Origin of the sequence: Micromonospora sp. WMMD1219 (genome assembly GCF_049315215.1) — a bacterium.
GTDB lineage: Bacteria > Actinomycetota > Actinomycetes > Mycobacteriales > Micromonosporaceae > Micromonospora > Micromonospora tulbaghiae.
The window spans coordinates 6,051,744-6,074,080 of the sequence record NZ_CP186057.1; the positions used below are offsets into that span (position 1 = coordinate 6,051,744).

The window sequence follows — 22,337 nt, forward strand, 5'->3', positions numbered from 1 at the left end:
CCCCGCGCGGCCAGCCGGTCCGGTCCGCCAGGCGTCAGGACGGGTCGCGGCCGGCGAGCAGGTCGGCGAAGTCGGTGGTGAGCGCGAACGGGTCGGCCGGGCCGGTCGCGGGCGGACGGCGGTCCACCTGCTCGGCCAGTTCGGCCCCGGCCCGGCGGATCCGGGACCGCAGCGCGCTGTCGCCGTCGTCGCCGGCCCAGTCCTCCGGCGCGGCGAACACCGCCGTGGGCAGTGTCGCCGCCCGCAGGTACGTGAACATGGGCCGGACCGCGTGCTCCAGCGCCAGCGAGTGCCGGGCGGTGCCGCCGGTCGCCCCGAGCAGCACCGGCTTGCCGGCCAGCGCGTCCCGGTCGACCACGTCGAAGAACGACTTGAACAGCCCGTTGTACGACGCGTTGAAGATCGGCGTCACCGCGATCAGCCCGTCGGCGGCGGCCACCTCGTCGAGCGTGCGCCGCAGCGCGGCCGGTGCGAAGCCGGTGAGCAGGTGGTTCACCACGTCGTGGGCGTGCTCGCGCAGTTCGACCACGCGCAGTTCCACCGTCGCGCCGCGGCCGGCCAGCTCGTCGCGGGCGGCCGCGGCGAGCTGGTCGGCGAGCAGGCGGGTGGACGACGGCTGGCCGAGACCGGCCGAGACGACCGCCAGGGTACGGCCGGTCATCGCTGCTCCCCGGCGGCCGGGGCGGCGTCGCGGGCGGCCAGCAGGCTCGCGTGGGTGGGCGCCTCGGGCACGTGCGGGGGACGCATCGAGTCGAACTCCTTGCGCAGCACCGGCACCACCTCCTCGCCCAGCAGGTCGAGCTGCTCCAGCACGGTCTTCAGCGGCAGTCCGGCGTGGTCCATGAGGAACAGCTGTCGCTGGTAGTCGCCGACGTACTCGCGGAAGCCCAGCGTCCGGTCGATGACCTGCTGCGGGCTGCCCACTGTCAGCGGCGTCTCGCGGGTGAACTCCTCCAGCGACGGGCCGTGCCCGTAGACGGGGGCGTTGTCGAAGTAGGGGCGGAACTCGCGTACCGCGTCCTGGGAGTTGCGGCGCATGAACACCTGCCCGCCGAGGCCGACGATCGCCTGGTCCGGCGAGCCGTGGCCGTAGTGCGCGAACCGCTCCCGATAGAGGCCGACCATCCGCTGCGTGTGCTCCTTCGGCCAGAAGATGTGGTTGGCGAAGAAGCCGTCACCGTAGTACGCGGCCTGCTCGGCGATCTCCGGGCTGCGGATCGAGCCGTGCCAGACGAACGGCGGCACGCCGTCGAGCGGGCGCGGGGTCGAGGTGAACGACTGCAACGGCGTACGGAAGCGGCCCTTCCAGTCGACCACGTCCTCGCGCCACAGCCGGTGCAGCAGGTCGTAGTTCTCGATGGCCAGCGGGATGCCGTTGCGGATGTCCTGCCCGAACCACGGGTAGACCGGGCCGGTGTTGCCGCGGCCCATCATCAGGTCCACCCGGCCGTCGGCCAGGTGCTGGAGCATCGCGTAGTCCTCGGCGATCTTCACCGGGTCGTTCGTGGTGATCAGCGTGGTCGAGGTCGACAGCAGCAGCCGTTCGGTGCGCGCGGCGATCCAGCCGAGCATGGTGGTCGGCGACGACGGCACGAACGGCGGGTTGTGGTGCTCGCCGGTGGCGAAGACGTCCAGGCCGACCTCCTCGGCCTTGAGCGCGATGGCGGTCATGGCCTTGATCCGCTCACGCTCGGACGGCAGCCGCCCGTTCGTGGGGTCGACGGTGACGTCACCGACGGTGAAGACTCCGAACTGCATGACCAGCTCCTCGCGTGGGGTCCGGACCGGTCGCCCGGGATCGCTCCTCACAACATATTTGACGAGTCAACTATTCCGGTGGCTGCCCACCCCGGCGTGGCCCGGATCACGCGCCACCCACCGACTACCCTTGCCGCGATGACATACCCCTGGCTCGACGCATCGGCCGCCCGGATCGCCGACACCGCGCGGACGCTGCTCGGCTGGACCGTGTCGGCCGGCGGCGTCACCGTCCGGCTCACCGAGGTCGAGGCGTACGCGGGCACCGGCGAGGACCCGGCGTCGCACGCCCACCGCGGGCCGACGCCGCGCAACAGAGTCATGTTCGGGCCCGCCGGGCACGTGTACGTGTACTTCGTGTTCGGCATGCACTGGTGCGCCAACATCGTCTGCGGTCGCGACGGCGAGGCGGCGGCGGTGCTGCTGCGCGCGGGCGAGGTGGTCGACGGCGTCGAGATCGCCCGCGAACGCCGGCCGCGCGCCACCGACCGGGAGCTGGCCCGCGGACCGGCCCGGCTGGTCACCGCGCTCGGGCTCGGGCGGGAGGCGAACGGCACCTCGGCGATCGACGGCAGCGGCCCGCTGCTGCTGACGCCACCGGCGAACCCGGTCGACCCGGCACGGATCGTCGCCGGGCCGCGAGTCGGGGTGGCCGCCGCGCACGACCTGCCGTGGCGGTTCTGGCTGGCGGACGAGCCGAGCGTCAGCGTCTACCGGCGGCACGTCCCACGCCGTCGGCCCGGCCCGACGGCCCCGGTGCGGAACTCACCGGCCTGAATCGGCCGTTCCGGGCAACCCGGAACACCCCGCGGCGCGTCTGTGGTGGCATGACGCGCCGTCTTCTCACCACGCCCTGAGCGCACGACCCTTTGCACGAATGACTTTCAACAGGGTGTTGACAACAGGCCATTCTTAGGTGTGGGATGGACGGCATGGTCACCGTGGACAACGACCCGTTCACCGCTCCGGATGCTGCCCAGGCCCGGGCCCACCGCAACTACGCGGCGCTGCTGCGGATCGCCGAGCGGCACGCCGGCACCAACTCCCGCCGCAGGCGTTATGCCCACCCCGACGTGCCCGACGCCTACGAGGCGGCCACGCTGGTGATGGCGCTCGCCGGTGGCGCCGAGCTGGACGAGGGCGAGGAGCCCGTCGACCAGGCCGACCTGATGGCCGCGCTGACGCTGATCCCGCACGTGCGGGCCGAGGTGGACGCGCTGGAGGCCGGCCTGTTGCAGGTGGCCCGCGGCCGGGGCATGACCTGGCAGGCGATCGCCTTCGGGCTGGGGCTGGGCAGCGCCCAGGCGGCCCGGCAGCGCTACGAGCGGCTCACCGTCCGCACCGGCACCGGCGACTGACCGGCGGCCGGGCGACGCGGGCTGTCACAGCGGCGGGCGAGACTGTGCCGGACGACGGCACGGGAGGACGCGATGACGCGCGAGGAGATGCTGGCCTACTGCCTGGCCAAGCCGGGAGCCTGGCTCGACCGGCCGTGGGAGGGCGACGAGGTGGTGAAGGTGGGCAGCCGGATCTTCGCGTTCCTCGGCTCCCCGGAGGGTGAGGCGCGGCTCGGGGTGAAGTGCGGGCCGTCCCGGGAGGTGGCCGACGAGTGGCTGCACCGGTTCCCCGACGACGCGCGCCCCTCCCCCTACATCGGCCGGTCGGGCTGGAACACGCTGCGGCTCTCCGGCGGCATCCCCGACGACGAGCTGATCGAAGCGGTCGACGGTTCGTACGACGCGGTGGTCGCGAAGCTGCCCAAACGCGAGCGGCCCACCGGCTGACCGGGAAGCGCGGCCCGCAGATCCTGGTACGGAGGCGCCCACACAGGGGCCCGTTCCGTACCAAGATCTGCGCGCAGCCGTGAAGGTCAGCGGGGGACGACCCGCTCGGCGGCCCACTCGCGCCAGCCGGTCAGCTTGTCCGCCGCGGCGGCGAGCTGGTCGGCGACCGGACCGGGGCCGGTGGAGCCGGGCGTGATGCGGGCGGCCAGCGCCGAGCGCACCGAGAGCACGTCGCGTACCGACGGGTCCAGGTGCTCGCTGACCGCGGCCAGGTCGGCGTCGGACACCTCGTCCAGTGCGCAGTCGCGGGCCGCGCAGAGCGCCACCAGCTTGCCGGTGATCTCGTGCGCGTCGCGGAACGGCACGTTGCGCCGGACCAGCCAGTCGGCGACCTCGGTGGCGAGCGAGAAGCCCGACGGGGCGCTCGCGACCAGCCGGTCCACCCGGACCGTCATCGTGGAGATCATTCCGGCCAGCGCGGGCAGCAGCAGCTCCAGCGTGTCGACCGCGTCGAACGCCGGCTCCTTGTCCTCCTGCATGTCCCGGTCGTACGTCATGGGCAGGCCCTTGAGCATGGTGAGCACGCTCATCAGGCCGCCGACCAGCCGGCCGGACTTGCCCCGGGCCAGCTCGGCGATGTCCGCGTTCTTCTTCTGCGGCATGATCGACGAGCCGGTGGCGAAGGCGTCGTCCAGCTCGACCCAGCCGAACTCCTGCGACGTCCAGAGCACCACCTCCTCGCCGAGGCGGGACAGGTGCACGCCGATCATGGCAGTGACGAACAGGAACTCGGCGACGAAGTCGCGGTCCGCGACCGCGTCCATCGAGTTGGCGAACGAGGTGCGGAAACCCAGCTCCTTGGCGACCGCCACCGGGTCCAGCGGCAGCCCCGAGCCGGCCAGCGCGCCCGCGCCGAGCGGGCTGATCGCGGTCCGCTCGTCCCAGTCGCGCATCCGTTCCAGGTCGCGCAGCAGCGGCTGCACGTGAGCCAGCAGCCAGTGCCCGAACGTCACCGGCTGGGCGTGCTGCAGGTGGGTCATGCCCGGCGCGGCGGTGTCCACGTGCCGCTCCGCCTGCTCCACCAGGGCCTCGGCCAGCTCGACCAGCCGGGCCGCCACGCCGCGGGCGTGGTCGCGCAGGTAGAGCCGCAGGTCGGTGGCGACCTGGTCGTTGCGGGACCGGCCGGCGCGCAGCTTGCCGCCGAGGCTGCCGAGGCGTTCCAGCAGGCCGCGCTCCAGCGCGGTGTGCACGTCCTCGTCGTCGACTGTCGGGCGGAACGCGCCGGAGGCGCACGCCGCCTCCAGGTCGTCCAGCGCGGCCAGCATCCGGCCCAGTTCGTCCGGGTCGAGCAGGCCGGCGCCGGCGAGGACCCGGGCGTGCGCGCGGGAACCGGCGATGTCGTACGGGGCGAGGCGCCAGTCGAACTGGACGCTCACCGACAGCCGCGCGAGCGCCTCGGCGGGACCGCCGGCGAACCGGCCGCCCCAGAGGCTCGTCCGGTTGGCGGGGGCGCTGTTCTCGGTCAGGCTCTTGTCGTCCACCCCACCCATTGTGGTGCTCCCCATCAGGCCCCTCCCATCCGGGCGTCCCGTTGCGCGGCCATCTTGCTGGGCAGTCCCCACAGTTGCACGAATCCCTTCGCCAGCGACTGGTCGAACGTGTCGCCGGTGTCGTAGGTGGCCAGGCCGAAGTCGTAGAGGCTCGCCTCCGAGCGCCGGCCGGTCACCGCCGCCCGGCCGCCGTGCAGGCGCAGCCGTACCTCACCCGTGACGTGCCGCTGGGCGTCGTCGATGAACGCGTCCAGCGACCGCTTCAGCGGCGAGAACCAGAGCCCGTCGTAGACCAGCTCTCCCCAGCGCTGGTCGACGCCGCGCTTGAACCGGGCGAGATCCCGCTCGACTGTCACCGCCTCCAGCTCCTGGTGGGCGGTGATCAGGGCGAGCGCGCCGGGCGCCTCGTACACCTCGCGGCTCTTGATGCCGACCAGCCGGTCCTCGACCATGTCCAGCCGGCCCACGCCGTGCGCCCCGGCCCGCCGGTTCAGCTCCCGGATCGCCTGGTACGGGGTGACCGTCTCGCCGTCGATCGCGACCGGGACACCGCCGTCGAACGTGATCACCACGTCGTCCGGGTCGCGTTCCGAGGCCGGGTCCTCGGTGTACGCGTAGAGGTCCTCGACCGGGGCGTTCCAGATGTCCTCCAGGAAACCCGTCTCCACGGCCCGGCCCCACAGGTTCTGGTCGATCGAGTACGGCGACTTCGCCGACACGTCGATCGGCAGGCCCCTCTCCTCGGCGAACGCGATGGCCTTGTCCCGGGTCCAGGCGAAGTCCCGGGCCGGGGCGACGACCTTCAGGTCGGGCGCGAGCGCGGCCAGGCCGACCTCGAACCGGACCTGGTCGTTGCCCTTGCCGGTGCAGCCGTGCGACACGATCGTGCCGCCGTGGGCACGCGCCGCCGCGACCAGGTGCTTGACGATCAGCGGCCGGGACAGCGCGGACACCAGCGGGTAGCGGTCCATGTAGAGGGCGTTGGCCCGGATCGCCGGCAGGCAGTAGTCGGCGGCGAACTCGTCGCGGGCGTCGACCACCTCGGACTCGACGGCGCCACAGTCGAGCGCGCGCTGCCGGATCACTGTCATGTCCTCGCCGCCCTGGCCGACGTCGACAGCGACCGCGACGACCTCCGCGCCGGTCCGCTCGGCCAGGTACGGGATGGCGACCGAGGTGTCCAGGCCCCCGGAGTACGCCAGCACGACCCGCTCGGTCACGAGGTGCCCCCTTCGGCTGTGTCGTCGCGGCGGGCCCAGGCGGCGAGCCGCTCACCCAGCGCGGCCCCACCGTCGGCCTCGCGGGCCACGACGAGGATGGTGTCGTCGCCGGCGATGGTGCCGACGATCTCGGACAGGCCGGCCCGGTCCAGCGCGCTGGCGAGGTACTGCGCCGCACCCGGCGGGGTGCGCAGCACCGCGATGTTGCCGCTGGAGTCGACACCGTTGAGCAGCTCACGCAGCAACCGGACCAGCCGGGCCGGCGCGCCCTCGGCGTCGCGCAGCGGCCGGTGCCCGTCCTCCGGGATCAGGTAGACGCCCCGCCCGTCGCCGCCCCGCGCGGTCACCGCTCCCAGTTCCTTCAGGTCGCGCGACAGCGTGGCCTGGGTGACCTGGATGCCGTCCCCGGCGAGCAGGTCGGCCAGCTCGGTCTGCGAGTGGATGGGGGTGTCGCGGATCAGCTCGACGATGCGGGCGTGCCGCGCGGCGCGGGTCAGCGGAGCGGTCATGCGGATTCCTCCAGGAGAAACGTCAGCAGCGCCTTCTGGGCGTGCAGCCGATTCTCCGCCTGGTCGAACACCGCGCTGTGCGGGCCGTCGAGCGCCTCGTCGGTGATCTCCTCGCCGCGGTGGGCGGGCAGGCAGTGCAGCACGATCACGTCGGCGTCGGCGCGGCCGAGCAGCTCGGCGTTGACCTGGTACGGCAGGAACGGGGTGATCCGGTCCAGCCCGTCGCCCTCCTGCCCCATCGACGTCCACGTGTCGGTGGCGATCACGTGCGCGCCGCGTACCGCCTCGGCCGGGTCGGTGAACAGCTGCACCGAACCGCCGGTGGTGGCGGCGATCTTCTCGGCGCGGGCCACGATCTCCGGGTCCGGCTGGAACCCGTCCGGCCCGGCGATCCGCACGTGCATCCCGGCGGTCGCGCCGGCCAGCAGGTACGAGTGGGCCATGTTGTTCGCCGCGTCGCCCACGTACGTGAGGATCCGCCCGGCGGTGCCGCCGAAGCGTTCCCGCACGGTGAGCAGGTCGGCCAGCAGCTGGCAGGGGTGGTACGTGTCGGTGAGCGCGTTGACCACCGGCACCGTGGCGTGCGCGGCGACCTCGGCGATCCGGTCGTCGCCGTGGGTGCGCAGCACGATCGCGGCGACGTAGCGGGACAGCACCCGGCCGGCGTCGCCGAGCGTCTCGCCCCGGCCGAAGTGGGTGACCTGGGTGTCCACCACGAGCGGGTGCCCGCCCAGCTCGGCGATGCCCACGTCGAACGAGATCCGGGTGCGCAGGCTCTGCTTGTCGAACAGCACCGCCACCGACTTCGGCCCGGCCAGCGGCTGGTGCCCGTACCGGTCGGCCTTCATCCGGGCGGCGAGGTCGAGCACGGCGGCCTGCTCGGCGGGCGTGAGGTCGTCGTCGCGCAGGAAGTGGCGGATCATGCGGGAGCCTCCGTCGGGGTCGTGGCGTCGGTCGCGGCGGTGCCTGCGGTCGCGGCGGCGGGAGGGCCCGGCGCGGCGGCCTCGGCGGGTGCGGCGGTGCCGGTGGGAACGGCGGCGGACAGCGCGGCCGGCAGCGCGGCGAGGAACGCGTCGGCCTGCGCCGCGGTGAGGATCAGCGGCGGGGCGAGCCGGACCACGTCCGGCTGCACCGGGTTGACCAGGAAGCCCGCCTCGCGCAGCGCCGCCGCGGCCGCGGCGGAGACCGGCTGGTCGAGCACGATGCCGAGCAGCAGCCCGGCGCCGCGTACCTCGCGGACCAGCGGGTGCCCGAGCGCCTCGACGCCGCGCCGCAGGCGCTCGCCGACGCGCTTGACGTGGTCGAGCAGGCCCTCGTGGGCGATCGTGGAGACGACGGCGAGCGCGGCGGCGCAGCTGATCGGGTTGCCGCCGAACGTGGTGCCGTGCGATCCGGGAGTGAGCAGGTCGGCGGCCCGGCCGAAGGCCAGGCAGGCGCCCAGCGGCAGCCCGCCGCCGAGGCCCTTGGCGAGCGTGATCACGTCCGGCTCGACGCCCTCGGCCTGGTGGGCGAACCAGTGACCGGTGCGGCCGACGCCGGTCTGCACCTCGTCGAGCACCAGCAGCGCGCCGTGCGCGGCGGTGATCCGCCGGGCCGCGGCCAGGTAGCCGGGCGGCGGGACGACCACGCCGTTCTCGCCCTGGATCGGCTCGATGATCAGCATGGCGGTGTCGTCGGTGACGGCCTCGGCCAGCGCGTCGGCGTCGCCGAACGGCACGTGGGTCACGTCGCCGGGCAGCGGGCGGAACGGGTCGGCCTTGGCGGGCTGCCCGGTCAGCGCCAGCGCGCCCATGGTCCGGCCGTGGAAGCCGCCGTGGGTGGCGACCACGTGCCGGCGGCCGGTGAGCCGGGACAGCTTGAACGCGGCCTCGTTGGCCTCCGCGCCGGAGTTGGCGAAGAACACCCGGCCGGGGCGGCCGGCCAGCGCCAGCAGCAGCTCGGCCAGCGCCACCGGCGGCTCGGCGACGAACAGGTTGGACACGTGCCCGAGCGTCGCGACCTGCTTGCTGACGGCGGCCACCACCGCCGGGTGGGCGTGGCCGAGCGCGTTGACGGCGATGCCGCCGAGCAGGTCGACGTACTCCCGGCCGGTCTCGTCGACCACGACGGCGCCGGAGCCGGAGACGAGCGCCAGCGGCGGCGTGCCGTAGTTGTCCATCATGGTGGCGTTCCACCGCTGCACCAGCGTGCTCATGACTCGATCACCATGGTTCCGAAGCCCTCCGACGTGAACACTTCCAGCAGCGTGGAGTGGGCGACTCGGCCGTCGACGACGTGCGCGGCCGGTACTCCCCCGCGCACCGCCCGCAGGCAGGCCTCCATCTTCGGGACCATGCCCGACTCCAGGGACGGCAGCAGCTTCGCCAGGTCGTCCGCGGTGATCTCGCTGACCAGGCTGGACGTGTCCGGCCAGTCGGCGTACAGGCCCGGCACGTCGGTCAGCACGACGAGCTTGCGGGCGTCCAGCGCCACGGCGAGCGCGGCGGCGGCGGTGTCCGCGTTGAGGTTGTGCAGCACCCCGTCGGCGTCCGGCGCGACTGTCGAGATGACCGGGATCCGGCCGGCCTCGATCAGGTCGGTCACCGCCGAGACGTTCACCGACTCCACGTCGCCGACCTGGCCCACGTCGACCGGTTCCCCGTCCACGTACGCGGGACGGCGCACGGCGGTGAACAGCCCGGCGTCCTCACCGGAGAGGCCGACCGCGTACGGGCCGTGCGCGTTGATCAGCCCGACCAGTTCCCGGCCGACCTGACCGACCAGGACCATCCGGACCACGTCCATCGCCTCCGGGGTGGTGACCCGCAGGCCGCCCCGGAACTCGCTGGCGATGCCGAGGCGGCCGAGCATGGCGGAGATCTGCGGGCCGCCGCCGTGCACCACGACCGGCTTGAGGCCCGCGTAGCGCAGGAACACCATGTCGGCGGCGAACGCCCGCTGGAGTTCGGGGTCGACCATGGCGTTGCCGCCGTACTTGACCACGACCGTGGCGCCGGAGAAACGGGCCAGCCAGGGCAGCGCCTCGATCAGCGTGGCGGCCTTGGCCTGTGCCCGGGTGAGGTCAGCGGAAAGATTCATGCTGAGCCCGCCTTTCGTTCGCGACTGCGGGACTCCGCTTCGCTGCGTTCCTCGCGCTCACGTGGAGTAAGCCGAGTTCTCGTGGACGTACGCGTGCGAAAGGTCGTTGGTCCAGATGGTGGCGGCGTCGGCGCCGGCGTGCAGGTCGATGCGGACCGTCACGCCGCGACCGGTGAGGTCCACCTTGGCGCGGTCCTCGGCGGCGGCGCCGCCCCGGCACACCCAGATGCCGTTGACCGCGACGTCCACGGCGTCCGGTTCGAACACGGCCGCGGTGGTGCCGACCGCGGCGAGGATCCGGCCCCAGTTCGGGTCGTTGCCGAACAGCGCGGTCTTCACCAGGTTGTTGCGGGCCACCGTGCGGCCCACCTCGACCGCGTCGTCCTCGCTCGCCGCGCCGACCACCTCGATCGCGACCTCCTTGGTCGCGCCCTCGGCGTCGGCCAGGAGCTGCTGGGCCAGGTCGTGGCAGGCGGCGGTGACCGCGGCGGTCAGCTCCTCGGCGGTCGGTTCGATGCCGGAGGCGCCGCTGGCCAGCAGCAGCACCGTGTCGTTGGTGGACATGCAGCCGTCGGAGTCGATCCGGTCGAACGTGATCCGGGTGGCGGCGCGCAGCGCGGCGTCCAGGGCGTCCGGCCCGGCGACCGCGTCGGTGGTGAGCACGCAGAGCATGGTGGCCATGGCCGGGGCGAGCATGCCCGCGCCCTTGGCCATGCCGCCGACGGTCCAGCCCGTACCCTGCGCCACGGTCGTCTTGGGCCGGGTGTCGGTGGTCATGATCGCTTCGGCCGCGGCCGGGCCGCCGTCACGGGACAGGCCGCGCACCGCCTCGCGTACGCCGGGAAGCAGCTTGTCCATCGGCAGCCGCTCGCCGATCAGGCCGGTCGAGCAGACCGCGACCTCGCCCGCGCCGACGATGAGCCGGGCGTTCGCCGCGGTGATCGCGGCGGCGGTGTGCTCGGCGGTGGCGTGGGTGTCCTGGAAGCCGGCCGGTCCGGTGCAGGCGTTCGCGCCGCCGGAGTTGAGCACCACGGCGCGCACGACGCCGCCGTGCACGACCTGCTGGCTCCACAGCACCGGCGCGGCCTTGACCCGGTTGGCGGTGAACACACCGGCCACACCGGCGTCCGGGCCGTCGTTGATCACGAGGGCGACGTCGGCGGCGCCGGAGGACTTCAGTCCGGCCGCGACACCTGCGGCGCGGAACCCTCGGGGGACGGTGACGCTCACGGGGCCACTCCAAACACGGACAGACCGGTGGTCTCCGGGAGACCCACCATCAGGTTGGCGTTCTGCACGGCCTGACCGGCCGCGCCCTTGCCGAGGTTGTCGATCGCGCTGACCACGATCACCCGCCCCGAGTCGACGTCCACAGTCGCCTGGAGGTGGCAGGAGTTCGAGCCGGCGGTCGCGGCGGTATGCGGCCACGCCCCCTCGGGCAGCACGTGCACGAACGGCGCGTCGGCGTACGCGGCGGCCAGCACCGCGCGCGGGTCGGCGTCGCCGGTGGGCACCGCGGTGACTGTGGCCAGGATGCCCCGGGGCATCGGCGCGAGCACCGGGGTGAAGGACAGGCCGGTCGCGCCGGTGGCCTGCTTGATCTCCGGCACGTGCTGGTGCGCGCCCACCTTGTAGGGGGTCAGGTCGCCCATCACTTCGCTGCCGAGCAGGTGGGCCTTTGCGGCCCGGCCCGCGCCGGAGGTGCCGGAGGCGGCGACCACCACCACGTCGTCGGGGCGTACCGCGCCGGCGGCGATCAGCGGGGCGAGTGCCAGCGTGGTCGCCACCGCGTAGCAGCCGGTGCTGGCGACCCGCGTCGCGGCGGCGATCTCGGCCCGCTGGCCGGGCAGCTCGGGCAGCCCGTAGGTCCAGGCGCCGACGTGCTCGCCGCCGTAGTAGCGGGACCAGGCGCCGGCGTCGCGCAGCCGGTGGTCAGCGCCGAGGTCGACCACCTTGACCGGGTCGGGCAGCGCCGCGGCGAGCGCCGCGGACTGCCCGTGCGGCAGGGCCAGGAAGACCAGGTCCGCGTCGGCGAGGGTCGCCGGTTCGGTGGCGGCGAACACCAGGTCGAGGCCGGCGAGGTGCGGGTGTACGGCGGTGACGGGCTGACCGGCCTGGCTGTGCGCGGTGGCGGCGATCAGCTCGAACTCGGGGTGACCGGCGAGCAGGCGCAGCAGTTCGCCCCCGGCGTACCCACTCGCCCCGGCAACAGCAACCCGAATGCCCATACCCACCTCCGCATGACTATGCAGAGAAGAGTACCGGTCGGGGCAGCGCCACCGCAAGGTCATACGGCGCGTTGCATAGCCATGAGATGACGTTCACCAGCGGCTCGCGTGAGCCGGCGTGTTAAAAGGGGCCCCCTCCTCTACCGGAGGCGTTAAGAGGGGGCCCCTCCTTTCATGCGCCGCGCAGGGTGGCGCCGAAACGCTCGGCGGCTACCGCCACCGCCGCGTCGCGCGCGGCCACCGCCTCCTCGCCCGCGAGGGTCCGGTCCGGGGCGCGGAACGTCAGCTTGTACGCCAGCGACTTACGTCCCTCGCCGAGCTGCTCGGAGGTGTAGACGTCGAACAGGCGGACGTCCTCCAGCAGCGCGCCCGCGCCCTCGACCAGCGCCGCCCGCACGTCGGCCGCCGGCACCGCGTCGTCCACCACCAGCGCCACGTCGATCAGCGCCGGCGGGAACGTGGAGATGGTCGGGCCGGCCGCCAGCGGGGCGGCGGGCAGCGCGTCCAGGTCCAGTTCCATGGCGCTGGTACGCCGGGGCAGCTCCAGCGCGGCCAGCACGGCCGGGTGCAGCTCACCGGCGTGGCCGACGACCACGTCGTCCACCACCAGTTCGGCGCAGCGGCCCGGGTGCCAGGGCGCCCGCTCGCCGGCCCGTACCGTCATCCGGTCGGCGGGGATCCCGGCGGCGTCGAGCACTGCCCGGCCCGCCTCGACGGCGTCCGCCCAGCCGGCCGTGCGGCCCGCGCCCCACCAGCCGGCCGGTTCGATCTCGCCGGTGAGCGCCACCGCGACGTGCCGGGGCTGGGCGGGAACGACCGCGTCGGCGGCGGCGAACTCCTCGTCGGTGGGCCGCCGGTCCACGCCCATCGCGGGCGGGGTGCCGGCACCGGGACGCGGGTGGAAGACGGTGCCGATCTCGTAGATCGCCACGTCCCGCTGGCCCCGGCCGACGTTGCGCTTGACGATGCCGAGCAGCGGGCCGAGCAGCGTGGTGCGCAGCAGCGGCTCCTCCTCCGACAGCGGGTTCGCCAGCCGTACCGCGGGGCGGCGCGGGTCGTCGGCGGGCAGGCCGAGCTGGTCGACCAGTTCCGGCGCGACGAACGGCTGCGCCAGCACCTCGACGTAGCCGCGCTCGGCGAGCGAGCGGGCGACGGCCCGGCGGCGCTGCTGCTGCCAGGTCAGGCCCCGGCCGGGCGGCGCGGTGGGCAGCACCGACGGCACGCGGTCGTAGCCGTCGAGGCGTACCACCTCCTCCACCAGGTCGGCCGGGTCGGTCAGGTCGGGCCGCCAGCTCGGCGGCGTGACGGTCAGCACCTCACCGGCACCGGCGCCCGGGCCGACCCCGGCCGTGCCGACGGCGCCCGGGTCCTCGGCGAGCCGGTCGGTGCCGCGGGTGACGGTGCAGCCGACCTGCTCCAGCAGCTCCACCACCCGGTCCGGCGAATAGGTCACGCCGACGCGCCGCGACGGCAGGTCCACCGGCAGCGTGACAGGCGGACGCGGCGCGACGTGGTCGATGTCGAGCACCTCCTCGCCGGCCGTGCCGCCGGCCAGGTCGGTGAGCAGCCGGACCGCCTTCTCCAGCGCGACGGGCGGCAGCGCCGGGTCGACACCGCGCTCCCACCGCTTGGCGGCCTCGCTGAACAGCTTGTGCCGTCGCGCGGTACGGCCGACGGTGGCCGGATCCCAGTGCGCCGCTTCGAACAGCACGTTCGTGGTGGACGCGAGCACCTCGCTGGTCTCGCCGCCCATCACCGCGGCCAGCGAGATCGGACCGGTGTCGTCGCAGATGACCAGGTCCTCGGCGGACAGGGAACGGCTCACCCCGTCCAGCGTGGTCAGCTTCTCCCCCGCCTCGGCGCGGCGCACCACGAGCGTGCCGGCGATCCGGTCCGCGTCGAAGGCGTGCATCGGCTGGCCGAGTTCGAGCATCAGGTAGTTGGTGATGTCGACGGCGAGCGAGATGCTGCGCACCCCGGCCACGGTGAGGCGCTGCCGCATCCAGCCGGGCGTCTCGACGGTCGGGTCGACGCCGCGCACCATCCGCGCCGCGAACCGGTCGCAGCCGACCGGGTCGCGGACCTCCACCGGGTACGCCGGTTCGGCGGTCGCGCCGGGCGCGGGCGCGTCGGCCGGGTCGCGGAACGGCACGCCGAGCGCGTGCGACAGCTCCCGGGCGATGCCGCGCACGCTCAGCGCGTACCCGCGGTCCGGGGTGATCTCCATCTCGACCACGACGTCGTCCAGGCCGACGACGGGCCGGGCGTCGTCGCCGGGCTGGGCCTTGACGTCCTCGGGCAGCACGACGATGCCCGAGTGGTCGTCGCCGAGCCCCAGCTCCTGCGCCGAGCAGATCATGCCGTGGGAGTTGCGCCCGTACGTCTTGCGCGCGCCGATCGCGAACCCGCCGGGCAGCACACCGCCGGGGAGGATCACCACGACCTTGTCGCCCACGGCGAAGTTACGCGCCCCGCAGACGATCTCCTGCGGCTCACCGGTGCCGTTCGCGGCGCCGACGTCGACCCGGCAGAAGCGGATCGGCTTCTTGAAGCCGGTCAGCTCCTCGATCTCCAGGACCTCGCCGACGACCAGCGGGCCGGTGACCGACTCGCGCAGGTCCACCACGGACTCGACCTCGATACCGAGGTCGACCAGCGCCTGCTCCAGGTCGCCGGTGGGCAGGTCGGCCGGCAGGTCCACGTACTCCCGCAGCCAACTGACAGAGACTCGCATGACTGTTAAACCACCGTTCCCGTAGCTCAGGCGCCGAACGCGCGGGTGAACCGCACGTCGCCCTCGGCCATGTCCCGCATGTCACTGACGCCGTGCCGGACCATCACGGTCCGGTCGATGCCCATGCCGAACGCGAATCCGGAGTAGACCTCCGGGTCGATGCCGCAGGCGCGCAGCACCCGCGGGTTGACCATGCCGCAGCCGCCCCACTCGACCCACTGCGGACCGTCCCGGTGCTCCGGGAACCACACGTCGAACTCGGCCGACGGCTCGGTGAACGGGAAGTAGTGCGGCCGCCAGCGCGTCTTCGCGCCCTCGCCGAACATGGCCCGGGCGAAGTGGTCGAGCGTGCCGCGCAGGTGCGCCATGGTGATGCCCTTGTCCACCACGAGGCCCTCGACCTGGTGGAAGACGGGCGCGTGGGTGGCGTCCAGCTCGTCGGTGCGGTAGACCCGACCGGGCACCACCACGTAGATCGGCGGCTTGCGGCTGAGCATGGTGCGCGCCTGCACCGGCGAGGTGTGGGTACGCAGCACCAGGCCACTGCCTTCGGGTGCGATGTGGAACGTGTCCATCAGGCCGCGCGCCGGGTGGTCGGCCGGGATGTTCAGCGCGTCGAAGTTGGTCCACTCCAGCTCGACCTCGGGGCCCTCGGCCACCTCGTAGCCCATGCCGATGAACAGGTCACTGATCTGCTCCATCAGCACGCTCAGCGGGTGGCGGGCGCCGCGCGGCCGGCGGTCGTACGGCAGGGTCACGTCGACCCGCTCCTCGACCAGCACCCGCGCGGCCCGTTCCCGGTCCAGGATCTCCTGCCGGGCGGCGTACGCGGACTCGATGGCCCGGCGGGCCTCGTTGACCCGCTTGCCGGCGTCGGCCTTCGCGGCCGGCGGCAGCGCGCCGATCTCCCGGCGCGCCAGCGACACCGGGGACCGGTCACCGAGGTGCGCGGGGCGCAGCGCGGTGAGCGCGTCCGGGTCGGCGGCCTCGGCGAACGCCTTCTCGGCGTCGGCCACTGCTCCGGCCAGGGCGTCCGGGTCGAGCAGGGCGACCTGCTTCGGGTCGTACGGATCGTTGCGGTAGCTCATGGTGAACGGGCACTCCCTCACGGCGGCGCCGACCCTCGCGGGTGGCTAGGCGAGTCTACGGACGCGCGGCTTCGCCGCAGCCCGCCGGTGGGGAGTCGTGCAGGGGGAAGGGTCAGGCCCGCCGCCCGCCGACACCGGCGGGCTGGCTAAACGAACGCCGTGGCGCGTTCATGACGAGGCGGACTCCCCTGCTGTGTCGTGCGTGGCCCTGGGGGCACGCTGTGCTCTGGCGGAAGAATACAGGCAGACGGCGGCCGCCGCAGCCAGGTTCAGGCTCTCCGCGCGTCCGTGCAGCGGCACCCGGACCCGGGCGTCGGCGGCGCCGGTCAGCTCCTCGGGCAGGCCGTGCGCCTCCGAGCCGAACAGCCACGCGGTGGGGGCAGCCAGCCGTCCTGCGTCGGCGAGGTCGTCCAGGTCGCTGTCGCCGTACCCGGTGGTGGCCAGGATCTCCAGGCCGGCGGCCCGCAGCGCCTCGACGGCGGCGAGCGGGTCGGCGGCGCGCACCACGTCGACGTGGAAGAGGCTGCCGGCGGAGGCCCGCACGCACTTGCCGTTGTAGGGGTCGACCGCCTCGCCGGCGAAGACCACCGCGCCCGCACCGGCCGCGTCGGCGGTGCGCAGCACGGTGCCGGCGTTGCCCGGGTCGCGGATCCCGGCGAGCACCGCTACCAGTCGCGGCCCGTGCGCGAGGGCCTGCTCCAGGGGTACGTCGAGGTGCCGGCACACCGCCACCAGGCCCTGCGGTGCGACCGTCTCGGTGAGCGCCGCGAGCGCGTCGTCGGTCACCTCGGAGACCGGCACGTCGGCCCGGGCGGCAGCGGCGGCGAGATCGGCGTACCGGTCGAGCGCCGCCGGGGTGCCGAACAGCTCGACCACGGTGCCGGTGCGGGCGAGCGCCTCCCGGACCGCCTGCGGCCCCTCGGCCAGGAACCGGCCGGCCTGGTCGCGGTCGCGCCGGCGCTGCAACCGGCGGGCCGCCACGACCCTCGGGGTACGCGGGGTGAACGGTCCGGGAACGGCGTCGAGGCGCCTCCCCTGCGACTGTGACTGCATGGGAGACGCCTCGATCTGCCGTACGGGTGGGTCCAGCGGCCGGGGCCGCATACAGGTGGGTCAGGCGGCCTGAGCCGCGGCGCCACCGGTGCCCTCGGCCGCCACGGCGGCGCGGGCCAGCTCGACGATCGCCGCGAACGAGGCGGCGTCGTTGACGGCCATGTCGGCCAGGATCTTCCGGTCGACCTCGATGCCGGCCAGGCGCAGGCCCTGGATCAGGCGGTTGTAGGTCAGGCCGTTGGCCCGGGCGCCGGCGTTGATCCGCTGGATCCAGAGCTGCCGGAAGTCGCCCTTGCGGTCGCGACGGTCCCGGTAGGAGTACTGCATCGAGTGCAGCACCTGCTCCTTGGCCTTGCGGTACAGCCGGGAGCGCTGACCGCGGTAACCACTCGCGGTCTCCAGCAGGGTACGACGCTTCTTCTGGGCGTTCACAGCCCGCTTGACGCGTGCCATCTCAACTCCTTCTTCGGTTCAGGTGGCTCGCGTCAGCGGCCGAGCAGCTTCTTGATGCGCTTGGTGTCGGCCTTGGCCAGCTCGACGGTGCCGGTCAGCCGACGGGTCTGGGTGCTGGGCTTCTTCTCCAGGTTGTGGCGAAGGCCGGCCTGCTGGGCAACGATCTTGCCCTTGCCGGTCACCTTGACCCGCTTGCCCATACCCGTGTGGCTCTTCATCTTCGGCATTGGAACGTCTTCTCCCCTGTTACTGGCCGCTGGTCTCAGCGGTCGTGCCGGTCTCACCGGCTGCTGCGGTCTCGCCGGCCGCCGGGGTCTCGCCGGTCGCCGGAGCGGCCGATTCCTCCGCAGCCCGGTCGCGCGGTCCACCGCGGGACGCCGTGGCGGCGACCGCGGAGGCCTTCACGGCCCGGTGCGGAGCGAGAACCATGATCATGTTTCGGCCGTCCTGCTTCGGCGCGGCCTCGACGTATCCCAGGTCCGTGATCTCGGACTCGAGCCGGCGCAGGAGCCGATAACCCAGCTCCGGGCGGCTCTGCTCGCGACCGCGGAACATGATCGTCACCTTGACCTTGTCGCCGGCCTTGAGGAACCGCACCACGTGACCCTTCTTGGTCTCGTAGTCGTGCGGGTCGATCTTCGGCCGGAGCTTCATCTCCTTGATGACGGTCTGCTGCTGGTTACGCCGCGCTTCGCGCGCCTTGAGTGCGCTCTCGTACTTGAACTTGCCGAAGTCCATGAGCTTGCACACCGGCGGGCGCGCCATCGGCGCAACCTCGACCAGGTCCAGGTCGACGTCCGCGGCCAGCTGCAGGGCGCGCTCAAGCGGGACGATGCCCACCTGCTCACCCTCAGGGCCGACCAGTCGGACCTCACGTGCCCGGATCTGCTCGTTCACGCGTGGTTCGACGCTGATGGGGCCTCCTCGAGTCGAGTCTCCTACGGTGCCGACTCCGTGGGCTCCCGGGTGGGAGCCGACCCGGAAAGCAGAAGGCCCCGGCGTATGCCAGGGCCCACTCGACCGGTCGGCACGATCACAGGATCGCGCATCCGGCGTCGGGACGTGCCCGAAACCGGGGACCGGACCCGGCCACCGTGGCGGCGACTCGGGTGGGAGCGGGCGCTCCGCTTCTCGACCGCCCGCGCGTCAGGGACGGGGGCAGTCTGGTCGACTCCGCAACACTACACCCTCGGCCCAGGCCCGCCCAAACCGGGCTCGCTGGTCAGCGGGGTGCCGACTGGCCGGCAGACAGCGCCGCCAGGTGCGCCTGGTGCAGGCGGCGCAGCGCGCGGACCGCCTCGACGGCGCTCTCCTTGTCGGCGGCCTGCAACGCGACCATCGGCAGCAGGTCGTCGTCGTGCAGCTCCAGGCTGGCCCACGGGGCGCCCCGGTCGAACCGGACACCACGGACGACCTCCCACGGCAGCTCGTACGAGCTGAACACGTTGCGCACCCGGAGGCCCTTGGCGTCGGCGATCACGCGGGGGCGGGTGAACAGCAGGAAGCCCAGCGCGCCGAAGACGCCCAGGCCGATCATGGCGAACTGGTCGCCGCGCTGGAACGTGCCGTAGCCGTTGCCGGTGGCGCCGGTCAGCGACGTCGCGACGAGGCTGAACACCACGATCAGCGTGACGGCCGAGGCCCAGCAGACGACCCGGACGCGGCGGGGTCGCACGGTCACCACGGAATCGCTCACCCGACCAGTCTGCCATCCGGTTCGGGCGCGCCTTCGGCCGCCACACGGTCCGGGCCGCGCCGGCGCAGGCTGGTGACCACCACGGCGAGCAGCGTGAGCAGGGCGCCGGCCAGCACCGGCAGCCGGACACCGGGGCCGCCGGGCAGTACGAGGTCGAGCAGCAGCGCGCCGCCGAGCTGCCCGGCCACCAGCGCCAGGCCGGTCCGCAGCACCCCGGCGGCGCGTACCCCGACCAGCAGCGAGAGCACGATCCCGACGCCGAGCAGGCCACCGAGGTAGAGCCACCACTGGGCAGGCCAGCGGGGCTGGCTCGCGAGCGCGCCGGTGAGCGCCGCGACCGCGCCGATCACCACGGTGCTGACCGCGAAGTTGACGGCGAGGCCGGCGGCCGGGCCGACCGAGGCGGCGACCCGGCCGTTGAGCGCGGACTGCCCGGCCACCGCCAGCCCGCCCAGGACGCAGAGCAGCACCAGCCCGACCGCCAGGTCACCGATCGGGCGGCCGAGCTGGGCGAGGGCGACAGCGCCGACGCCGAGCACCGCCCCGCCGACCCGGGGCACCGTGAGCGGCATCCGACCGGTGGCGGCCAGCCCGGCCCGGTCCACCGCGAGGCCGCCGAGGCTGCCGCCGGCCACCTGGGCGATCGTGAACACCGCCACCCCGAGCACCGGCACCACCACCGGCGCGACCAGCACGATCACCGCGCCGCCCACCCCGCCGAGGTACGTCCACCACGGCAGGCCGGAGCGGCGCAGCCCGGCCAGCCCGGCGCGCATCGAGGGCAGCGCCACGATCCCGGCCAGCACCAGCAGGCAGCCGCCGAGGTTGTTGACCACCGCGCCGAGGACCGGGGCGCCGGTCCGCTCCCCCATCTCGGCGTTGACCGCGCCCTGGGCGGCCGAGGCCACGCCGCCGGCCACGACCACGGCCAGCGCGGCCGGGAGCGGCAGCGGCCTCACAGCCGGCAGGCGTGGATGTTGGTGACCAGGATCGCGCGGGCGCCCAGCTCGTACAGCTCGTCCATGATCCGGTGCACGTCGTCGCGGAGCACCATCGCCTGCACCGCGACCCAGCCCTCCCGGTGCAGCGGCGAGACCGTCGGCGACTCGATGCCCGGGGTCAGCGAGCTGGCCCGGTCGAGCAGGCCGGCCGGCACGTCGTAGGCGAGCATCACGTACCGGCGGGCGACCAGGACGCCGTGCAGCCGGCGCTGCAGCTGCTCCTGCTGCGCGCCGCCGGTCGCGCCGGCGCGGCGGACCAGCACCGCCGAGGAGCGCAGCAGCGGCTCGCCGAAGACCACCAGGCCGGCCTGGCGCAGCGTCGCGCCGGTCTCCACCACGTCGGCGACGACGTCGGCCACGCCGAGGCGGATGGCGTTCTCCACCGCGCCGTCCAGGCGGATCACGTCGGCCTTGACGCCCAGCTCGGCCAGGTGCCGCTCGACCAGACCCGGGTACGCGGTGGCGATGCGGTGCCCGCCGAGCTGCTGGACGGAGGCGACGTCGTCGGGCCGGGCGGCGAACCGGAACGTGGCCCGCCCGAAGTTGAGGTCGACCACCTCCTCGGCCGGCGCGCCGGAGTCGATCAGCAGGTCGCGGCCGGTGATGCCGACGTCCAGGTCACCGGAGCCGACGTAGGTGGCGATGTCCTTGGGACGCAGGTAGAAGAACTCGATGTCGTTGGGTTCGTCCCGGCAGACCAGGTCCTTCGGGTCGGTGCGCTGGCGGTAGCCCGCCTCGCGCAGCATCCCGGCGGCCGACTCGGCCAGGGCGCCCTTGTTGGGTACTGCGACACGCAGCATGGGAGTGCTCCTTCGTTCGATCGGATGATCAGCGGACGGGCACTCACAGATGTCGGTAGACGTCCTTCAGTTCCAGGCCGGTGGCGAGCATCAGCACCTGCGCCTGGTAGAGCAGCTGGGAGATCTCCTCGGCGGCCCGCTCCGGGCCCTCGTGCTCGGCGGCCATCCACGACTCGGCCGCCTCCTCGACGACCTTCTTGCCGATGAAGTGCACGCCCTTGGCGAGCGCCTCGACCGTGCCCGAGCCCGGGGTGCCGGCGGCGGCCTTGGCCTGCAGCTCGGCGAACAACTCCTCGAACGTCTTCACGGAAGGCGATTCTTCCAGCCGCCCCGGGTGAGCGCGCCCACCGGGTCCACCCGCGTCGTCCGGCTCACCCGGGGAGCGCGGCAAGGAAGTCCCGGACCGCGGTGGCGAACTCGGCGGGGCGGGCGGCCGGCACCGCGTGCCCGCCTTCGACGACGACCAGGCGGGCGGCGGGGATCCGGGCCGCCATCCGCGCCAGCTCGTGCTGCGGGAGGTGGCTGGCGGGACCGCCGGCCACCACCAGGGTCGGCGCGGTGATCTCCGCCAACCCCTCCCACCAGGTGGGCGGCGGGGCGTTGAGTTCGGCGACGAACGCTTCGCGGGCGGCCCAGTCGTAGGGCAGCGGTCCGTCCGGCCGGGGTGGCAGCCGCAGGCCGAGCGGCACCGGTGGCGGAGGTTCGACGAGCACCAGCGCCGCCACCCGATCCGGATACGCGCGGGCGAGCAGGTGGGCCGCCACCGCCCCCGAGGAGTGCCCCAGCACCGTGACCCGGGGGAGCTCCAGCGCGTCGAGCAGCCCTCGCACGTCGTCGCGGACCAGTTCCAGCGAGTACGCCGAGGCCGGCCCGGTGGCGCCGTAGCCGCGCAGGTCGGGGGCGTACGTGCGGGTGGTGGCGCCGAGCGCCGCCGCGAGCGTGGCCCAGCTCTCCCCCGATCCCGTGCCGCCGTGCAGTGCCACGAGCGGGCGGCCGCCGGCCCGGCCCCAGCTCCGGTACGCCATCCGCAGCCCTGGCAGGTCCGCGTACCCGATCTCCGTCACCGCAGCAGTCAACCACGGCACGTCGAGGATTCTTTCAAAGCACTTCTTTCGAAAGCACCCTTTTCAAAGTAGTCTTTCGATATGACCGAGCAACATCCTCGCGAGATCACCGACGTGGAGACGCTCCGCGCGTTCGCCCACCCCCTGCGCCTGCGCATCCTCAACGCCGTCGGCCTGTACGGCCCGCTGACCGCCACCGAGGTGGCCGAGCGGGTCGACGAGAGCCCGGCCAACTGCTCCTGGCACCTGCGCCAGCTCGCCAAGTACGGCTTCGTCACCGAGGCGGGCGGAGGGACCGGCCGGCAGCGTCCCTGGCGGATG

Annotated in this window: 24 protein-coding genes and 1 pseudogene; 4 read left to right on the plus strand and 21 right to left on the minus strand. The window is 73.6% G+C overall.

What is annotated here, in order from left to right; all coding sequences use genetic code 11:
* Positions 1-34: 34 nt before the first annotated feature.
* Together ACN27C_RS28235 and ACN27C_RS28240 are read right to left on the minus strand one after the other, a co-directional pair.
* Positions 35-661, minus strand: coding sequence for a CE1759 family FMN reductase (locus ACN27C_RS28235; protein ID WP_120570473.1), 627 nt, complete (start codon positions 659-661; stop codon positions 35-37).
* Positions 658-1,758, minus strand: coding sequence for an LLM class flavin-dependent oxidoreductase (locus ACN27C_RS28240; RefSeq protein ID WP_121685662.1), 1,101 nt, complete (start codon positions 1,756-1,758; stop codon positions 658-660). Before ACN27C_RS28240 ends, ACN27C_RS28235 begins: the two co-directional genes overlap by 4 nt.
* 138 nt (positions 1,759-1,896) lie before the next feature.
* Between ACN27C_RS28240 and ACN27C_RS28245 the strand changes: the two genes are divergently transcribed.
* From ACN27C_RS28245 to ACN27C_RS28255, 3 genes are all read left to right on the plus strand, one after another.
* Complete coding sequence (locus ACN27C_RS28245) at positions 1,897-2,535, plus strand: DNA-3-methyladenine glycosylase (RefSeq protein ID WP_121685663.1); 639 nt, start codon at positions 1,897-1,899, stop codon at positions 2,533-2,535.
* Positions 2,536-2,681: 146 nt separating this feature from the next.
* On the plus strand, positions 2,682-3,116 hold the full coding sequence (locus ACN27C_RS28250; protein WP_030271080.1) for a hypothetical protein: 435 nt from the start codon (positions 2,682-2,684) through the stop codon (positions 3,114-3,116).
* 72 nt (positions 3,117-3,188) lie between these two features.
* Positions 3,189-3,542 carry an MmcQ/YjbR family DNA-binding protein gene (locus ACN27C_RS28255; protein ID WP_120570476.1) on the plus strand — a complete coding sequence of 118 codons (354 nt, stop codon included), beginning with the start codon at positions 3,189-3,191 and terminating at the stop codon, positions 3,540-3,542.
* A gap of 86 nt (positions 3,543-3,628) precedes the next feature.
* Here the strand turns inward: ACN27C_RS28255 and argH are convergent, their stop codons facing one another.
* From argH to ACN27C_RS28350, 19 genes are all read right to left on the minus strand, one after another.
* The gene (gene argH / locus ACN27C_RS28260) at positions 3,629-5,092 is read right to left on the minus strand and encodes an argininosuccinate lyase (RefSeq protein ID WP_030271078.1); all 1,464 of its coding nucleotides are present in this window, start codon (positions 5,090-5,092) and stop codon (positions 3,629-3,631) included.
* Positions 5,093-5,106: 14 nt separating this feature from the next.
* Entirely contained in the window at positions 5,107-6,312 is a 1,206-nt protein-coding gene (locus tag ACN27C_RS28265; protein WP_121685664.1) for an argininosuccinate synthase, read from the minus strand.
* The gene (locus ACN27C_RS28270) at positions 6,309-6,821 is read right to left on the minus strand and encodes an arginine repressor (RefSeq protein WP_013474917.1); all 513 of its coding nucleotides are present in this window, start codon (positions 6,819-6,821) and stop codon (positions 6,309-6,311) included. Before ACN27C_RS28270 ends, ACN27C_RS28265 begins: the two co-directional genes overlap by 4 nt.
* Positions 6,818-7,744 (minus strand): ornithine carbamoyltransferase, encoded by a 927-nt coding sequence (argF, locus tag ACN27C_RS28275; protein WP_121685665.1) that lies wholly within the window; start codon positions 7,742-7,744, stop codon positions 6,818-6,820. Before argF ends, ACN27C_RS28270 begins: the two co-directional genes overlap by 4 nt.
* The gene (locus ACN27C_RS28280) at positions 7,741-9,015 is read right to left on the minus strand and encodes an acetylornithine transaminase (RefSeq protein ID WP_422749264.1); all 1,275 of its coding nucleotides are present in this window, start codon (positions 9,013-9,015) and stop codon (positions 7,741-7,743) included. The genes argF and ACN27C_RS28280 overlap by 4 nt, the downstream gene beginning before the upstream one ends.
* Positions 9,012-9,899, minus strand: a complete 888-nt coding sequence (gene argB, locus ACN27C_RS28285; RefSeq protein WP_120570481.1) for an acetylglutamate kinase — start codon at positions 9,897-9,899, stop codon at positions 9,012-9,014. The genes ACN27C_RS28280 and argB overlap by 4 nt, the downstream gene beginning before the upstream one ends.
* Before the next feature lie 57 nt (positions 9,900-9,956).
* Positions 9,957-11,129, minus strand: coding sequence for a bifunctional glutamate N-acetyltransferase/amino-acid acetyltransferase ArgJ (gene argJ / locus ACN27C_RS28290; RefSeq protein ID WP_121685667.1), 1,173 nt, complete (start codon positions 11,127-11,129; stop codon positions 9,957-9,959).
* The gene (gene argC / locus ACN27C_RS28295; RefSeq protein ID WP_422749267.1) at positions 11,126-12,127 is read right to left on the minus strand and encodes an N-acetyl-gamma-glutamyl-phosphate reductase; all 1,002 of its coding nucleotides are present in this window, start codon (positions 12,125-12,127) and stop codon (positions 11,126-11,128) included. The genes argJ and argC overlap by 4 nt, the downstream gene beginning before the upstream one ends.
* 172 nt (positions 12,128-12,299) lie before the next feature.
* Positions 12,300-14,861 (minus strand): phenylalanine--tRNA ligase subunit beta, encoded by a 2,562-nt coding sequence (locus ACN27C_RS28300; protein ID WP_422749269.1) that lies wholly within the window; start codon positions 14,859-14,861, stop codon positions 12,300-12,302.
* Positions 14,862-14,887: 26 nt separating this feature from the next.
* A complete protein-coding gene (pheS, locus tag ACN27C_RS28305) occupies positions 14,888-15,949 on the minus strand; it encodes a phenylalanine--tRNA ligase subunit alpha (protein WP_013474913.1) in 1,062 nt (353 codons plus the stop codon).
* 168 nt (positions 15,950-16,117) lie between these two features.
* Positions 16,118-17,002, minus strand: coding sequence for a TrmH family RNA methyltransferase (locus ACN27C_RS28310; RefSeq protein WP_422749271.1), 885 nt, complete (start codon positions 17,000-17,002; stop codon positions 16,118-16,120).
* A gap of 60 nt (positions 17,003-17,062) precedes the next feature.
* On the minus strand, positions 17,063-17,455 hold the full coding sequence (gene rplT, locus ACN27C_RS28315) for a 50S ribosomal protein L20 (RefSeq protein WP_043324928.1): 393 nt from the start codon (positions 17,453-17,455) through the stop codon (positions 17,063-17,065).
* A gap of 32 nt (positions 17,456-17,487) precedes the next feature.
* Entirely contained in the window at positions 17,488-17,682 is a 195-nt protein-coding gene (rpmI, locus tag ACN27C_RS28320) for a 50S ribosomal protein L35 (RefSeq protein WP_007075851.1), read from the minus strand.
* Positions 17,683-17,701: 19 nt separating this feature from the next.
* Complete coding sequence (infC, locus tag ACN27C_RS28325; RefSeq protein ID WP_120570487.1) at positions 17,702-18,352, minus strand: translation initiation factor IF-3; 651 nt, start codon at positions 18,350-18,352, stop codon at positions 17,702-17,704.
* A gap of 325 nt (positions 18,353-18,677) precedes the next feature.
* Positions 18,678-19,151: a PH domain-containing protein gene (locus ACN27C_RS28330; protein WP_422749274.1), complete on the minus strand. Its 474-nt coding sequence runs from the start codon at positions 19,149-19,151 to the stop codon at positions 18,678-18,680.
* A complete protein-coding gene (locus ACN27C_RS28335) occupies positions 19,148-20,110 on the minus strand; it encodes a DMT family transporter (protein ID WP_358172798.1) in 963 nt (320 codons plus the stop codon). The genes ACN27C_RS28330 and ACN27C_RS28335 overlap by 4 nt, the downstream gene beginning before the upstream one ends.
* Positions 20,107-20,952 (minus strand): ATP phosphoribosyltransferase, encoded by an 846-nt coding sequence (hisG, locus tag ACN27C_RS28340; protein ID WP_120570489.1) that lies wholly within the window; start codon positions 20,950-20,952, stop codon positions 20,107-20,109. Before hisG ends, ACN27C_RS28335 begins: the two co-directional genes overlap by 4 nt.
* A gap of 43 nt (positions 20,953-20,995) precedes the next feature.
* Positions 20,996-21,277 (minus strand): phosphoribosyl-ATP diphosphatase, encoded by a 282-nt coding sequence (locus ACN27C_RS28345; protein WP_198039659.1) that lies wholly within the window; start codon positions 21,275-21,277, stop codon positions 20,996-20,998.
* A 46-nt stretch (positions 21,278-21,323) separates the two neighbouring features.
* Complete coding sequence (locus tag ACN27C_RS28350) at positions 21,324-22,016, minus strand: alpha/beta fold hydrolase (RefSeq protein ID WP_422749277.1); 693 nt, start codon at positions 22,014-22,016, stop codon at positions 21,324-21,326.
* Positions 22,017-22,097: 81 nt separating this feature from the next.
* Between ACN27C_RS28350 and ACN27C_RS28355 the strand changes: the two are divergent.
* A pseudogene (locus tag ACN27C_RS28355) lies at positions 22,098-22,283 on the plus strand (winged helix-turn-helix domain-containing protein); the annotation flags it as partial.
* Positions 22,284-22,337 lie beyond the last annotated feature (54 nt).

Coding starts and splice junctions, on each gene's coding strand:
- ACN27C_RS28280 (WP_422749264.1), bottom strand. CDS start 9,015: ATGAGCACGCTGGTGCAGCGGTGGAACGCCACCATGATGGACAACTAC.
- argF (WP_121685665.1), bottom strand. CDS start 7,744: ATGATCCGCCACTTCCTGCGCGACGACGACCTCACGCCCGCCGAGCAG.
- ACN27C_RS28310 (WP_422749271.1), bottom strand. CDS start 17,002: ATGCAGTCACAGTCGCAGGGGAGGCGCCTCGACGCCGTTCCCGGACCG.
- argB (WP_120570481.1), bottom strand. CDS start 9,899: ATGAATCTTTCCGCTGACCTCACCCGGGCACAGGCCAAGGCCGCCACG.
- ACN27C_RS28250 (WP_030271080.1), top strand. CDS start 2,682: ATGGACGGCATGGTCACCGTGGACAACGACCCGTTCACCGCTCCGGAT.
- ACN27C_RS28240 (WP_121685662.1), bottom strand. CDS start 1,758: ATGCAGTTCGGAGTCTTCACCGTCGGTGACGTCACCGTCGACCCCACG.
- ACN27C_RS28245 (WP_121685663.1), top strand. CDS start 1,897: ATGACATACCCCTGGCTCGACGCATCGGCCGCCCGGATCGCCGACACC.
- pheS (WP_013474913.1), bottom strand. CDS start 15,949: ATGAGCTACCGCAACGATCCGTACGACCCGAAGCAGGTCGCCCTGCTC.
- ACN27C_RS28300 (WP_422749269.1), bottom strand. CDS start 14,861: ATGCGAGTCTCTGTCAGTTGGCTGCGGGAGTACGTGGACCTGCCGGCC.
- argH (WP_030271078.1), bottom strand. CDS start 5,092: ATGGGTGGGGTGGACGACAAGAGCCTGACCGAGAACAGCGCCCCCGCC.
- ACN27C_RS28235 (WP_120570473.1), bottom strand. CDS start 661: ATGACCGGCCGTACCCTGGCGGTCGTCTCGGCCGGTCTCGGCCAGCCG.
- ACN27C_RS28255 (WP_120570476.1), top strand. CDS start 3,189: ATGACGCGCGAGGAGATGCTGGCCTACTGCCTGGCCAAGCCGGGAGCC.
- rpmI (WP_007075851.1), bottom strand. CDS start 17,682: ATGCCGAAGATGAAGAGCCACACGGGTATGGGCAAGCGGGTCAAGGTG.
- hisG (WP_120570489.1), bottom strand. CDS start 20,952: ATGCTGCGTGTCGCAGTACCCAACAAGGGCGCCCTGGCCGAGTCGGCC.
- ACN27C_RS28270 (WP_013474917.1), bottom strand. CDS start 6,821: ATGACCGCTCCGCTGACCCGCGCCGCGCGGCACGCCCGCATCGTCGAG.
- argC (WP_422749267.1), bottom strand. CDS start 12,127: ATGGGCATTCGGGTTGCTGTTGCCGGGGCGAGTGGGTACGCCGGGGGC.
- rplT (WP_043324928.1), bottom strand. CDS start 17,455: ATGGCACGCGTCAAGCGGGCTGTGAACGCCCAGAAGAAGCGTCGTACC.